Source organism: Bryocella sp., from assembly GCF_058498515.1.
Map to the genome: position 1 here is coordinate 38422 of NZ_JBMHYI010000024.1, position 14901 is coordinate 53322.

The 14901-nt window shown below is 63.9% G+C and carries 11 protein-coding genes; 9 read left to right on the forward strand and 2 right to left on the reverse strand.

The features are described from left to right. Nucleotides 1–69: 69 nt before the first annotated feature. Nucleotides 70–2883, reverse strand: a complete 2814-nt coding sequence (locus tag AC5E6W_RS07080) for a bifunctional YncE family protein/alkaline phosphatase family protein (protein ID WP_491751573.1) — start codon at nt 2881–2883, stop codon at nt 70–72. 307 nt (nt 2884–3190) lie between these two features. On the opposite strand from AC5E6W_RS07080, the gene AC5E6W_RS07085 reads away from it, so the two are divergent. Beyond that, nucleotides 3191–4084 (forward strand): acyl-CoA desaturase, encoded by an 894-nt coding sequence (locus tag AC5E6W_RS07085; RefSeq protein WP_491751759.1) that lies wholly within the window; start codon nt 3191–3193, stop codon nt 4082–4084. Between the two features lie 73 nt (nt 4085–4157). Here the strand turns inward: AC5E6W_RS07085 and AC5E6W_RS07090 are convergent, their stop codons facing one another. Beyond that, nucleotides 4158–4553 carry a nuclear transport factor 2 family protein gene (locus AC5E6W_RS07090; RefSeq protein WP_491751574.1) on the reverse strand — a complete coding sequence of 132 codons (396 nt, stop codon included), beginning with the start codon at nt 4551–4553 and terminating at the stop codon, nt 4158–4160. A gap of 147 nt (nt 4554–4700) precedes the next feature. Between AC5E6W_RS07090 and AC5E6W_RS07095 the strand changes: the two genes are divergently transcribed. From AC5E6W_RS07095 to AC5E6W_RS07130, 8 genes are all read left to right on the forward strand, one after another. Further along, nucleotides 4701–5606: a sensor histidine kinase gene (locus tag AC5E6W_RS07095; RefSeq protein WP_491751575.1), complete on the forward strand. Its 906-nt coding sequence runs from the start codon at nt 4701–4703 to the stop codon at nt 5604–5606. Nucleotides 5607–5690: 84 nt separating this feature from the next. Continuing rightward, nucleotides 5691–6443, forward strand: coding sequence for a response regulator transcription factor (locus AC5E6W_RS07100; protein WP_491751576.1), 753 nt, complete (start codon nt 5691–5693; stop codon nt 6441–6443). 65 nt (nt 6444–6508) lie between these two features. Next, complete coding sequence (locus tag AC5E6W_RS07105; RefSeq protein ID WP_491751577.1) at nt 6509–6706, forward strand: heavy-metal-associated domain-containing protein; 198 nt, start codon at nt 6509–6511, stop codon at nt 6704–6706. A 2-nt stretch (nt 6707–6708) separates the two neighbouring features. Then, nucleotides 6709–9060: a heavy metal translocating P-type ATPase gene (locus AC5E6W_RS07110; RefSeq protein ID WP_491751578.1), complete on the forward strand. Its 2352-nt coding sequence runs from the start codon at nt 6709–6711 to the stop codon at nt 9058–9060. Between the two features lie 44 nt (nt 9061–9104). Next, on the forward strand, nt 9105–9734 hold the full coding sequence (locus AC5E6W_RS07115; RefSeq protein WP_491751579.1) for an FMN-binding negative transcriptional regulator: 630 nt from the start codon (nt 9105–9107) through the stop codon (nt 9732–9734). A 57-nt stretch (nt 9735–9791) separates the two neighbouring features. Then, nucleotides 9792–12149: an LptF/LptG family permease gene (locus AC5E6W_RS07120; RefSeq protein WP_491751580.1), complete on the forward strand. Its 2358-nt coding sequence runs from the start codon at nt 9792–9794 to the stop codon at nt 12147–12149. Between the two features lie 26 nt (nt 12150–12175). Further along, the gene (locus AC5E6W_RS07125; protein WP_491751581.1) at nt 12176–12925 is read left to right on the forward strand and encodes an FKBP-type peptidyl-prolyl cis-trans isomerase; all 750 of its coding nucleotides are present in this window, start codon (nt 12176–12178) and stop codon (nt 12923–12925) included. 93 nt (nt 12926–13018) lie between these two features. Further along, nucleotides 13019–14875, forward strand: coding sequence for an ABC transporter ATP-binding protein (locus AC5E6W_RS07130; protein WP_491751582.1), 1857 nt, complete (start codon nt 13019–13021; stop codon nt 14873–14875). The last annotated feature ends 26 nt before the right edge of the window (nt 14876–14901 follow it).

A 14901-nucleotide genomic window follows, 5' to 3' on the forward strand; every position in this document is an offset into this window, starting at 1 on the left:
CGCAAGTCCTTTTCCACTACTCACTACTCACTATTCACTACTCACTATTCACTATTCACTATTCACTAACTAATTATCATCATCGTCCTTCGTCTTCTTGTGCTTCTCGAGGATCATCGCCGGAGGCGGTGTATTGCCCTTCGCGTCCTGCCACAGGATGAGGTTCAGCTTCATCGGGTCGGCATGGTCCGCGCGCGAGAAGTCCATCTTCAGCGACGCCTTCGCACCTGGCGCGGTCTTCTCGTTCATCGTGTAGATCAGGTGGTTGTCGCGGTTGGAGTAGTCCGCATCGAACGCCGGCTGATCGCCCGGACCCGTGAATAGCGAAGCGATCATCGGCGCAAAGGCATCGTTGTTGTTCATCGGAGGAGCGCCGAGCAGGGTCTCCATGGTGCGGATCACGCTCACGGTCGAGTAGAACGTGCTGTCCACAAATGCTGGCTGGGTATGAGGAGCATACTTCGAGACCACCACGGCGAGCGAGCGATGCGCGTCCACATGGTCCGCGCCGTTTTGCGCATCGTCCTCAAGGATGAAGAACGCCGTGTCGTTCCAATACGCCGAGTGCGAGATCGCATCCACCGCGCGACCGATGGCCAGATCGTTGTCCGCCACCGAGGCCTTCGGCGCCGGAGAACCAGGCCGCGTGCCCGCCGTGTGATCGTTGCCCAGGCGCACCTCGATGAACGAAGGCATCTCGTCCTTGCCCGACTCGCGCTGCGCCACCCACAGCTTCAGCTGCTCCAGAAACACGTTGATGCGAATCTGGTCAGGCACCATCAGATTGAAGTCCGGATAGACCTTCGAGTAATGGCCCTCAAGCTCCGGCTTGGTCGCCTGATTGTGCGCCAGCCGCGGAATCGCCCACGGGAAAAGGCTTTTTCCGCCGCCCCAGGCCGCAGGGATCTCCTCGCCCGGCCGGATGAACGCCGGATCGCACGGCCGCGATCCACCGGTCATTGCGCCCTCGCGCGGGTTCATCGTGCGGTCGCCGGGCATTGCATCGCCCGCGCTCGTGCAAAACGTCGAGCTGATGTACTCGCCGAAATGAAACAGGCTGATGTTGTGCTTCGCAAAGTTCGTCCACAGGTAGCCGCTCGAAGGCTCCGCAAGGTCCGGGATGTGCTGCAGCAGCGGATCGCCATTGGCCACCACACCCTCGTAGTCGTACGTATGTTCCGCGCTGCGATAGTTGATCTGCCAGGTCTTCTCCATGTAGTCCGAGCCGATCGCCGCGTTCGACCACACATGTCCTTCGCCCGAGACCTCGCCCGAGTCGAAGAAGTTATCCAGCACGCCGAACTGCAGCACCAGCTTGTGCTGGTTCGGTGTAATCGTCGCACCATACATCGTCAACGACGGATCGCCGTTGCCCACCTTCTGCCCATCCTTCATCAGGTCGCCGAAGACCTGATCGTAGGTTCGGTTCTCCTTGATGATGTAGATCACGTGCTTGATGGGGTTCTTCCCACCCGCAAACTCAATTGGCTGCTGCGCAGCCTTCATGCGGTTGGAGCCCAGCACAGCATCCGTCGAAACCTTCAGATTGCCCTCGACGGAGCTCTCGCTGATGCTCGCCAGCGAACCGTAGTCCAATGTCGGAGCATAGGTAGAGTCCGCCTTGTCGCGCGACGTCGGAGCTCCCGGCGCAGCCCGCTGCGGCATGTTGTTCGGACCCGTCCCCTTGCCCCGCCCCGTCGCAACGAAGACCTTGCCGCCACTCTCCGCCAGCGCCATCGGCATCATCTCCGTCGGCACAAACCCCAGCGGCTCGATCATCCCCTTGGCCTTCGCCATGCTGCGCATCTTGTGTGGATCGAGCACCGCAATCGAGTCCGTGCCCATGTTGGCCGCATACAGTCGCGAACCATCGGCGTTCATTGCCAGCGCATCCGGCTCAGCGCCAAAGTAGCTCTGCCCCGGAAGCCGCGTATCGAAGTAGCCCTTCACCGCGAACTGGTTCTTCGCGATATCAATCGCCGCCACAGCATCGCGGTTCGAGAGCGCGACATACAGTGTGCCGGCCTTTTCATCCAACAGCAGAGCGCACGGATGCGTACCTGGATCGATCGGATTCGCCGGCTTCAGCAAAGGCAGCTCGCGAAGCACCGCGCCTGTTGCCAGGCTCACCTCCGCCACGGCACTCGCATTCCACAACGCGACAAACGCCCGCTTGCCATCCGCCGTGACCGCAACAGCAATCGGATAAGTCGAAGGCACAATCTCGCCCGCGGAGAGATCGATGTTGCGCACCACCTTGCCCGTCGCCGTATCCAGCAGCGTCACTGAATCCGCCAGGTTCTCCGCCACCAGCAGCTGCGTCGTGCCCGGCACCGCCGCAATCGCCGCGGGATACGGTACGCCTTCAGTCGTGTGCCCCTTGCGCACCAGCGACGTGCGGCCCTCTGCCAACGTAATCAACGGCAGCGAGAGGAAGTCCTGCGCTTTGAGCGTTCCCTCGGAGAAGGAGTACACCGCGATGCCATTGCCCGGCGTCTTCGCGCTTCCTCCCTCAGCCGCAGTGATGCTGGCCATGCTGGCATACAGCTTCGTTCCGTCCGGGCTGAAGACCAGACCGGAGAAGTAGGTCTCCTTCGCACGCTGACCCAACCTTTCATCCGGGAAGTCCCGCACCTCTCCCGTCACCGTATTCATCACCGCGATGGACTGGCGATACTTCGACTCAAAGGTGCCATAGCCCGCGTTGATGGATGCCACATACTTGCCGTCCGGCGAGACCGCAAGCGATAGCGGAAGGCTATTGACGCGAGCTGGAGATCCAGGCGTAGGAGTCTGCAGGATCTTTCCGCTGGGCAGGTTCACTGTGCCTTGCTGCGCTAAGCCGCTGCCCGTAAGGGCCACCATCCCGGCAATCGAAAGCATCGCAATCCCTGCAAACGAGCGTCGCGCGCGTACGATCGAAAGGGTTCCACAAACCCCATAAAGTCCCGGAAACACACGGCTCCGCTCACTTACAAAACTGTTACACACCAGCTCTCACCTCAGGGCGTACCTTGGACGACAGTAACGAAGTATACGAGGTCGGTCCGACATCACTATGAACGCATCACTCGAGCAGCCCCCCACCGCGAAGGAATCCACGCTCACCCAAACCACCCGCGCGACCACGTCGCCGCTGGGCTTTGAAGCAGCCCGTGAGCACGCCCGCCGCATCAAGGAAGACCTCCGCATGGGACGCCAGTACCAGGAAGGCCGCGTGAACTGGATCACCGCGATCTTCATGGGCGCCTTCCACGTCGGGGCCATTGTTGCGCTGCTGCCCATGTTCTGGTCGTGGAAGAACCTCGCAGCCGCCGTCATCACTTACTTCTTCGCGATCAATGTCGGCATTGGCATGACCTATCACCGCCTGCTGACCCATCGCGGCTATCGCGTCCCCCGCTGGATGGAGTACTTCCTCACCCTCTGCGGCACGCTCGCCCTGGAAGGCGGACCGATCTTCTGGGTCGCCACGCATCGCGTGCACCACCAGAACTCCGACGACGAAGGCGATCCGCACACGCCGCACGATGGCGCATGGTGGGCTCACGCCGGATGGATCGTCTCCGGCCGCTCGCTCCACTCAGAGACTGCTCTTCTGGGCCGCTACGCTCCGGATCTTACCCGTGATCGCATGCACGTCTGGCTCTCCAAGTACCACTGGCTGCCGCTGACCCTCGTCGGCTTCTTCCAGATGGCTCTCGGCGCCGCGCTTGCTCCCGAAGGTCACCGCGTTGTCGGCGCCGCCGGCATGGTCCTCTGGGGCACGTTCCTCCGCGTGACGCTCGGCCTGCACGCCACCTGGCTCGTCAATTCGGCGACGCACATGTTCGGCTCGCGCCGCTTCGAGACCAAGGACGACTCGCGCAACAGCTGGTGGGTCGCTCTCCTCACCGGTGGCGAAGGCTGGCACAACAATCACCACGCTCACCCGGTGAGCGCGCGCCACGGCCTCACCTGGTACGAGTTCGACATCAACTACTACGGCATCTGGGTCATGGAAAAGCTCGGCCTCGCGAAGAAAGTTCAAATCGCGAAGTTCGATCGCGAAAACCCCAAGCCCGCCGGCTCCTACATGGCGTAGCACTCAAATCCTAGCAAGCACAAAGGCCGCTCTCCTCGTGAGGGCGGCCTTCTGCGTTGAGGTCATAAGCCCGTCAGGATCGATGTGCAAACGCCACCGACGGACCCGCAGCTGCCTCCGCCTTATCCCCGAGATCCATCGCCGCGATGAGACCGCCGCTCATCGTGAACACGTGAACCACCTCGCCGTCGGCAAGAACATCCCCCTGCAGGCTCTTGACCAGCTGGTGCACCTGCACGTGGACCTTGCCTCCATCGTCCTCGGTCATCGCCAGCGGTTCGACGCGCGGATCGAACTCACCCCATTGCCGAGTCCAGTAGGCGCGAATCTCTTCCTTGCCGACAACCTTGCCGCCCTCTGAAGCTTTGGGCCAGCTCACGTCCTCGGTCATCAGTGCCAAAGCGCGGTCGATGTCCCGCTCGTTGAACGCGGTGTATGCCTGCTCAATTGTTTTCTTCGTGTCTGCCATTCGTCCTCCTGGGGTCGCTTGCCGTGCGTTCGATTCTCATTATCGAGGCAGCCCCCGTCCTCATCGATGAGCTTCCGCAAAAACTCCATGTTCCTGCACATTCTCCTTCTTCCCCACCTCAGCCCCCGGATTTGCTAACGTTCTCCCATGAACCTTACCCGCCGGCGCGGCATCACAGCGTTCTTCATCGTGATGGGGTCGTGCCTGATCGGCCTGCTGGCGATCCTGAATATCTACTTCGTGCACCTCAGCGGACGAAGGCTCGCGCTCGATGTCATCGGCTTCATCGTCTTCGCCATCCTCATCGCCGGCGTCGTCCTCAACACAGTCTTCCTCGTCCGCGAGATCCGCCGCAACGAGCGCCAGGACTCCTTCCTCAACGCCGTCACCCACGAACTCAAGACCCCCATCGCGTCCATCCGCCTCTACCTCGAAACGCTCGAGCGCCGCCCCCTCGACGAAGCCCAGCGCCAGCGCTTTTACACCATCATGCGGGCCGATACCGACCGCCTCCTCGCCACCGTCGAGACCGTGCTCAAGGCCGGCACGCTGGGCCATCGCCAGCGCTCCGCCTACACCCGCATCGAGCTCTACCCGCTCGTTGCCGAATGCGTCGCCGTCGTCTGTCGCCGCAACCGCCTTCCCACAGAAGACATCCTGCTGGACGAGGTTCCCGGCGGCGTCAAGCTCTTCGTCCAGGGCAATCCTGAAGATCTCCGCACCGCCGTCCTCAACCTCCTCGACAATGCCGTGAAGTACTCTCCCGACGGCGTCCACGTCCGCTGCCACCTCGGCATCGAGGAGTACACCTGGGCGGTGCTCTCCATCTCCGATACAGGCATCGGCATCGACCCCAGCGAGCTCAAGCGCGTCTTCAGGCGCTTCTACCGCGCCAGCGGCAACGACCAGGTGAAGATCAAGGGCACTGGCCTCGGCCTCTTCCTCGTGCACACCATCGCCAGGCAGCACGGCGGCAATGTCCGTGCGCTTTCCGAAGGGGCAGGCAAGGGCACCACGATGTTCTTATCCCTCCCCTTGGACACCCAGCGATAAGCGGGCGCAGTCTGGCGCAAACACCGAAGCTGTCTCAGCTGCATCTCACGGAAGCGTATCCTGACGTCTGCGTCCGAGGAGGCCATGATGGCGAACGACACCCAGGCTGAAGCTCCACTCATCGCTGTCATCGAGGACGAGGACCACCTCGCCCAGGCGCTCATCTTCAACCTCGAGGCCGAAGGCTACCGCACCCACCACGAATCCGAAGGAGACGCCGCGCTCCACTGGCTCACCACCACGCCCGAGGCCCCCGCCGCGGTGCTGCTCGACGTGATGCTGCCCCAGCAGGACGGCTTCTCCATCGTGCGTGCATTGCGCCAGGCCGGGCGATACCTTCCTGTCATGCTGCTGACAGCGCGGGGCCGCACCGAGGATATCGTCGAAGGCTTCGACGCCGGAGCCGACGACTACCTCCCCAAGCCCTTCGAGCTGAACGTGCTCCTCGCTCGCCTCAGCGCCCTGCTGCGTCGCATGCACTGGCAGAAACCGTCACCAACAGGCTCCGCACCCGCGCCGTCTCTCGAAGAGCCGGAAGACACCGTTACGCTGGGCGACCGCGTCATCGACCTCGCCGAGCTGCAGGTCCGCTCGCCCGAGGAGACCGTGCACCTCACCCTGATGGAGTGCGACCTGCTCCGCTATCTGCTCGAGCGGCCCAACAAGATCATCTCCCGCAAAGAGCTGCTCGAGAACGTGTGGCGCGTCCGCGAGGACACCGACACCCGTGCCATCGACAACTTCATCGTTCGCCTTCGCCGCTACCTCGAGCCCAAGCCCGGCGACCCCGTCCATCTGCTCACGGTGCGCGGCGTCGGCTACCGCTTCGTCCCGTAATCGGACTGGCCGGGCCCTTTCACGCACCGCGTGCGACGATCCCTCTGCGGAGGCATCTAATTGGAATGGCAACATTGAACCTTCAAATCGAAAATATGCACTGCGGAAGCTGCGTGCGTCGCGTGACCCAGGTGTTGAACGGCCTGCCCGGGACCCACGCCGAAGAGGTCCGCATCGGTGCGGCCCGCGTGGCTACCGATACGCCCACTGTCGAAGTAACAGCAGCCCTCTCTGCGGCAGGCTACCCAGCCCGCTCGGCATAGCGATGCCCGAGCAAGTCCAACACGACGCACCTGGGCCCGCCATCCAGCAGCTGCATATCCAGGGAATGACCTGCGCCTCCTGCCAGTCGCACGTCCAGCACGCCCTGGCCGCCGTACCGGGCGTAGATTCCGCAACCGTCAACCTGCTCGCAAACACCGCCCAGGTCACCTCGGTAACGCCCATCTCCCCAGACACCCTCATCGGCGCCGTGCGCTCCTCCGGTTACGACGCCTCCATCGACGCCCCGATGGACATGGAGCCCGCAGCAAAGTATCTCGTCCTCCGCGCCATCCTCGCGCTCATCGCGGGAGCCGTGGCCATGACACTCTCGATGCCGCTAATGACCGGCACGTTGCAAGGCTCGTCCAGCTCCGATCCCCTCCTCGCGTTCACCGCCCGCATACTCGATCCACTGATGCCGATGTGGCTCATGGATCTTCCCGCGCAGCCCGTGCGCTGGGTGCTGGCCGTGCTTGCATTGGCAACCATGCTCTTCGGAGCTCCTGAGATCTACGCCGCCGCCTGGCGCGCCGCTCGGCATCGTGCAACCAACATGAACACCCTGGTCGCCATCGGCACGCTTTCGGCCTTTGCCGCATCTCTCGCAGCAACCCTCGCTCCCCAGGCCCTCGCCCACCGCGGCGTCGGTGCCGATGTCTACTTCGAGGCCGTCATCCTCATCCTCGCCTTCCTGCTCACCGGCCGATGGCTCGAGTCTAGAGCCAGAGCCCGCGCCACCAGCGCCCTCGAAGGCTTCGCCCGCCTCGAAGCGAAGGACGTCCGCCTCCTCACACCGCCCGTGGGCGTAACCGACTATTCCTCGCTGCCCGAAACCGTCCTCCCGCTCGACGCCATTGAGACCGGCGACCTGCTTCGCGTCCTCCCTGGTGACCGTATCCCCGTCGACGGCGAGATCGTGCAAGGGCGCAGCTCCATCGACGCCTCCATGCTCACCGGCGAGCCCCTGCCCGTCACTCACAGCGTTGGCGAACGCGTCAGTGCCGGCACGCTGAACCTCGACGGCGCGCTCATCCTCCGGACGACTGCTGTAGGCGCCGCTTCCACACTCGCCCAGATGCAGCGGCTCCTGGCGCAGGCCCAGAACAGCCGCGCCCCCATGCAGCAGCTCGCCGACCGCGCCAGCGCCATCTTCGTGCCCTCGGTGCTCGCGCTCGCGAGCCTCACCTTCGCAGCCTGGGCCGTCGCGCTCAATACCCATGGCTTGCATCAAGGCTTCTCGCGTCCCTTCGCTATCGCCATCGCCGTGCTCATCATCGCCTGCCCCTGCGCGATGGGCCTTGCCGTACCCGCTGCGATCACCGTCGCCATCGGCCGCGCCGCACAGCTCGGCCTGCTGATCAAAGGCGGCGAGGCGCTGGAGCGGCTCGCTCTCGTCGACACGATGGCGCTCGACAAGACCGGCACCCTCACCCAAGGCAAGCCCGCCATCGCGGCAATGATTCTTGCTTCCGAATCGAAGCTTTCACGCGAGGCACTCCTCGCAATCGCAGCCGCAGCAGAACGTCTCTCCACCCATCCGCTCGCGCAGGCCGTCGTAACCTTCGCGGCCTCCAAAGCTGCAGAGAGCATCGCGAGCACTCCCGTGATCTCCGACCTTCGCGTGCTCCCCGGCATCGGGCTCGAAGCCAGCGTCACCCTTGGCGCAAAGGAGCATCGCCTCGCCTTGGGCAATGCGTCGCTGCTTGGCACCACGCCAGCCCCAGTACCTCCGACAGGACTGGAGCACGCCACGCCACTGTATTTCCTCCTCGATGGCACATTACAAGCCGCGTTCTACGCCATGGACACGCTCCGTCCGCACGCCGCCGAAGCCATCTCCACGCTGCGATCGCTTGGCGTCACGCCCCTGCTCCTCACCGGAGACATCGCATCCTCTTCCGCCCCCATCGCCCGCGAGGCCGGCATCACCGACGTGCAGGCCCACCTGCTGCCCGCCGCCAAGCTCGCCGCTATCCGCACCATGCAGCAGCAGGGCCATAAAGTAGCTATGGTGGGCGATGGTATCAACGACGCAGCCGCGCTCGCGCAGTCCGATGCCGGTCTTGCCATGGCCAGCGGCAGCGACCTCGCCCGCGAAGCCGGCGACGCCATCCTGCTGCATCCCGACCTCCGGCTTCTGCCCGCATCCATCCGCCTGGCCCGCCACACCACGCGCATCATGCGCCAGAACCTCGGCTGGGCGCTGGCCTACAACGCGCTCGGCCTGCCCATCGCCGCAGGCGTGCTCTATCCGCATTTCCATGTGCTGCTGAGCCCCGTGCTCGCCAGCGCAGCCATGGCCCTCAGCTCCGTCAGCGTGCTCGCCAACTCGCTGCGCCTCCGCGGCGCCTGAGGCTGACGTCCCGCCTGATGCCTTAGGCTGAAAGGGAGGACGCCTTGTACATCCCCAAGTTCAACGCCGAGCATCGCCCCGAAGAGATGCACGCCATGATGCGTGCGCACCCCCTGGCGACGATCGTCACGCTGCACCCCTCGGGCCTATTCGCCTCGCACATCCCGATGGTGTTGCACACCGAGGACCCCGAAACGCCGACGCTTCGCGGCCATCTCGCGCGCGCCAACGCCCAATGGCGCGACCCCGACCCCACCGTCGAAGCCCTCGCGATCTTTACCGGTCCCGATCACTACATCTCGCCCTCCTGGTATCCCACCAAGGCCGAAAATCATCGCAGCGTTCCCACCTGGAACTACATCGCCGTCCACGCCTACGGTCCCCTTCGCATCGTGGAAGATGAAGCCTGGCTCCGCTCACACCTCGCCTCACTCACCCACCTCCACGAGCAGACCTCCGCCGCGCCTTGGACGATGGATGACGCTCCTCCGGACTACATCGCTGCGATGATCCGCGGCATCGTCGGCCTCGAGCTCCCCATCGCTCGCCTCGAAGGCAAATGGAAGCTCAGCCAGAACCGTGAAGCCCGCGATCGCGAGGGCGTCATCACCAGTCTCGACGCTCTGGATACGCCCGAAGGTCATAGCGTCAGCGAAGAGATGCGCAAGGTCTAGCGCACACCTCGCGCGTAGCCTTTACACTGGATTCACCGCACTCCGCGGGCCATCTCTGTGCGCATCTTTACCCGCTACATCCTCCGCGAAATCATCTCCTACGCCCTCCTCGGCGGGGTGCTCTTCACGTTCATCCTCTTCATGCGCTACCTGCTGCCGCTCATGGAGCTGGCAGTACGCGGCGTCGCCACGCCCGCGGACATCGTGCGCCTGGTCGGCTATCTGCTTCCCGGCTTCCTCACGCTCACCATCCCCATGTCCGTCCTCGTGGGCATCCTGCTGGGTCTCAGCCGTCTCGCCGCCGACAGCGAAGTGACCGCGATGCGTGCTTCAGGCTTCGGCGTGATGAGCTTCCTGCGCGTCATCAGCATGCTGGCCTTCACCTGCTGGGGCATCGGACTCGTGAACTCGCTGTACATCGCACCGCGTGCAGCCAGTGCACTACTCGCGTACGAAGAAGCAAGCAAGACCTCGCAAGCCACCGTACAGGTCGAGCCCCGCGTCTTCTACGAAGACCTCAAAAATTACGTCCTCTACGTGCAGGACACCCTGCCGGGCACGGATGGCTCGGCCATCTGGCGCAACGTCTTCCTCGCCGATCTGACCCAGCCCGCCAACCCGCACATCATCACCTCGCGGGAGGCCATGGTGACCGGCGACGGCCCGCACGCTCTGCGCCTCGAACTCAACAACGGCAGCCGCCACGACATCGCCGTCAACAACCCCTCCGAGTACGACATCTCCACCTTCCTCGACACCGAGATGCCCGTGCAGACCGGCCAGCAGGAAGACTCGCACATCAGCCGTCTCGATACGCCCATCCAGGCGCTTACGATGCACGAGCTGACCTCTCGCATCAAGGCGCACGATCGCGACAGCCGCATCTACACCATCGAACTGCATCGCCGCTTCGCCTTCCCCACCGCCTGCATCGTGCTCATGCTCGTAGGAGTTCCATTGGGCATGAGCTCCCGCCGTGGCGGCAAGGGTGCGGGCTTCGTCGTCACGCTGATGCTGGTCTTCGTCTATTACTTCCTGTGGATCATCGGCCTCGGCCTCGCGCGACAGAACAAGATTCCGCCGCTGCTCGGCATCTGGGGAGCCAACATCCTCTTCGCCGGCGCAGGCCTGGTGCTTATCCAGCAGATGTCCTCAGGCGGCTACGCGCTTGATCTCGCGGCACGGACAGGCACACACATCGCGCAGTTCTTCGAGCGCCTGACGCGCAGGCGTCGCGAGCCCTCCCACAACGGCCACACTGGCGGCTTCAACATCCGCTGGCTGCGCCGGGCGCTACGCATCAACTTCCCGCTCATCCTCGACGAGTACGTCATGGGCGCCTTCCTGCGCAACTTCGTGCTCGTACTCGCCAGCTTCACGATCCTCTTCGAGATCTTTACCTTCTTCGAGCTGATCGGCGACATCGTCAAATACAGAACGCCGCTGGTCACGGTCGGTGAGTACCTGTTCACCCTCATCCCATTCATCCTTTACAACGTCACTCCCCTGTGTTCGCTCATCGCTGTGCTCATCACCTTCGGCTCGCTCTCCCGCTCCAGCGAGCTGACCGCGATGAAAGCCACCGGAATGAGCCTCTATCGCATCATCACGCCGGTGCTGCTCATCGCCGCGCTGCTTTCCGCCGGCCTGTTCGCCTTCGATGAGGTCTATCTGCCCTCCGCGAACCGCCAGCAGGACGCCCTGTTGGCAATCATCAAAGGCAAACCCGCACAGACCTTCCTTCGCCCCGGTCGCCAGTGGATGAGCGGGCAGTCCAGTGGCGACAACGGCCCCACGCGCATCTTCTACTACCAGTACTTCGACCCTGATCAGAACGTCTTGGGCAACCTCACCGTCTTCGAGTTCCAGCCCGGCAGCTTCGCGCTCACCCGCCGCATCTATGCCTCCAGCGCGCACTGGGATGAGCACCTCTCGGCCTGGATCTTCGAGAACGGCTGGCAGCGCACCTTCAACGGGGAGGCCATCTCCAGCTACCAGCCCTTCACCCTCTCGACCTTCCCCGAGATCCGCGAGCAGCCCTCGTACTTCAAGAAGGACGTACGCCAGTCGCAGGAGATGAACTACAACGAGCTTTCGGCCTACATCAATGACCTGCGCAAGAGCGGCTTCGATACGGTGCGCTTTCGCGTCCAGCTTAATCGCAAGGTCGCCTACCCGCTGGTGACGCTCATCCTCGCACTGGTCGCGATTCCGCTCTCCCTCACCGCCGGCAAACGAGGCTCGGTCGCCGGCATGGGCGCTGCCATAGGTGTCGCCATCGCCTTCTGGGTGGTGGCCGCCATCTTCGAAAACCTCGGCGATGTGAATACCCTTCCCGCCGTCCTCGCCGCCTGGTCCCCGGACCTCCTCTTCGCCATCGCCGGAAGTTATCTCCTCCTTCGCACTCCCACCTAACTCGACGGTCTACACTGTGAGCGGATATGAAGACCCTCACACTCCTGGCAATGACCTCGGCCGCAATCACCCTCGCGGCCCAGACTCCCACCCCCGCGCACTCGACTGCCGTTCACCACGCCGCCCCCGCGCACGCAGCTGCCCCTGCGGGTGGCTGCGTCACGCCGCCTGGGCTCTCCCCGAAGATACCCGCACTGCCTGCCGGAACGCCCTGCGTCAAGACGCTGTACACCGTCACCCGCACACCGGAAACCCATCTTGAGTACGCCTCGCCGCTGGTCAGCCCGGAGCTCGCAGAAGCACTTGGCCCCAAGAAGGAAACCATCTCGCTCCTCTACAGCGAGATCACCGTCGGCACCGGCGCGCTGGTAAAGCGGGGAGCCTTCCTCTCGGTGAAGTACACCGGCTGGCTCACCGACGGCACCAAGTTCGACAGCTCCTACGACCACCCAGGCGGCGAACCGTTCCCCCTGCAATACGGCGCAGCGCGCGTCATCCCGGCGTGGAACACAGGCTTTGAAGGCATGCGCGTGGGCGGCAAGCGCCGCCTGTACATCCCCTACCAGATCGCCTACGGCGAAGCCGGCCGGCCTCCCATCCCACCTCGCGCCATGCTGATCTTCGACCTCGAAGTCGCCGCGCAGAGCGACAAGGCCCCCGAGCCGGTACGCGTCCCTCCGCCTCCGCCTGCCAAGCCCGCTTCGGCGCCACCCGCCGGCGCAGGTGCGCCTCCCGCAAGCACAACTCCCCCGCCAGCCAGCACCCCCAAGTCCTAACTCTCCGCCAGCAGGCCGCCGCTACTCCGAGTACCGGAGCCGGCGGCCCGCGCGTTCCTAACACCTAATCCCTAGTCCATAATCCCTGCCCTCATGTTTCCCAGACTCAGTCCGCTCTTTCCCTACCTCCGTCGCTACTGGAAGAGCTACGCCCTGGGCGGGATCTCGCTGCTCATCTACAACTCGTCGAAGGTCATCATCCCGCTGCTCATCGGCGCGGCGGTGAAGGACATCCAGGCCGGCCTCTCGGCCTCCAAGGTCGAGTACCACGCCGCCCGCATCATCGGCGTCGCCATCGTCTCCGGAACGTTCCTCTATCTCATGCGCCAGATCCTCATCGGAGCCTCGCGCGAGATCGAGTTCGACATCCGCAACGATATGTTCGCGCACCTCGCGAAGCAGCCGCCCAGCTTCTTCCAGCGCCACCGCACCGGCGACATCATGGCACGCTCGACCAATGACTTGAACGCGGTCCGCCAGCTCCTCGGACCGGCGATCATGTACTCCGCCAACACCATCGTCTTCACCACGGCGGCCCTGCCGTTCATGCTGCGCATCTCCCCGCACCTGACGATGTACGCCTTCGTCCCGCTGCCCATCGCCAGCGTGCTCGTGCAGTACTTCGGCGCCCGCATCCACAAGCGTTTCGAACGCATCCAGGCCAGCTTCTCCGACATCTCCGCCCAGGCAGAGGAGAACTTCTCCGGCGCACGCCTCATCCGCGCCTTCTCCCAGGAAGACGCCGAGATCGCCTCCTTCGAGACCGCCAATCAGGAGTACATCCGCCGCTCGCTGATGCTCGCTCGCCTGATGGCCATGCTCTGGCCCACGCTCGAGTTCGTGCTCGGCCTCTCGCTGATGATCACCCTCCTCGCCGGCGGTCGCGAGGTCCTGCTGCACCACATCACCGTGCCTCAGTTCGCCAGCTACAACGTCTTCATGGTCCAGCTCACCTGGCCCATGATCGCCGTTGGCTACGTGGTGAACCTCGTGCAGCGCGGAGCCGCCTCCGTAACCCGCATCAACGAGATCCTGATCGAGAAACCGGAGATCGACGACAGCGAAGCAGATCCGGCACTCCTGCAGCACCGTCATTCCGAGCAGCGCGAGGAACCCCTGTATTCCGCACGCGTCGGCACGGAGCCCGTGTACCTCGCCCCATCGCAGTCTGGACCCTTGGCCCTGGACCCTGAGCCCCTTTTTAATGGCGAGATCGCCTTCAACCACCTCAGCTTCCAGTACCCCACCGGCTCCGAAATCCTGCATGACATCTCGCTGACGATCCCCGCGGGCTCAAGCCTCGCCATCACCGGCCCCACCGGCAGCGGCAAGACCACGCTCGTCTCACTCATCCCCCGCCTCAGCGACGCCGCTCCCGGCATGGTGCTCCTCGACGGCCGCCCCATCCGCGACTACCCGCTCCAGATGCTGCGCCGCGCCATCGGCTTTGTGCCGCAGGAGACCTTCCTCTTCTCTGAGACCGTGCGCGAGAACGTAGCCTTCGGCGTCGAAGGCGCCCATGAAGCCGAGATCCTCGCCGCCACCGAAGCCGCCCATATCGGCGCCGAGATCCTCGAGTTCCCCCGCGGCTTCTCGACCGTCGTCGGCGAGCGCGGCATGACGCTCTCCGGAGGCCAGAAGCAGCGCACCGCTATCGCCCGCGCGCTCCTCCGCGAACCCCGCATCCTCATCCTCGACGACGCTCTCGCCTCGGTCGATACCTACACCGAAGAGCAGATTCTCAACGCTCTCCAGAACAAGATGCAGGGCCGAACCACCATCCTCATCGCCCACCGCGTCTCCACAGCGCGCAACGCCGATCGGATCGCCGTGCTCGTAGACGGCCGCATCGCCGAGCTCGGAACCCACGACGATCTCATCGCCCGCAACGGCTACTACGCCGACCTCTTCGAGAAGCAATCGCTAGAAGAAGAGATCGTCAACGCCTGATGGCTATCGCCCTGTGAGCGAGAACG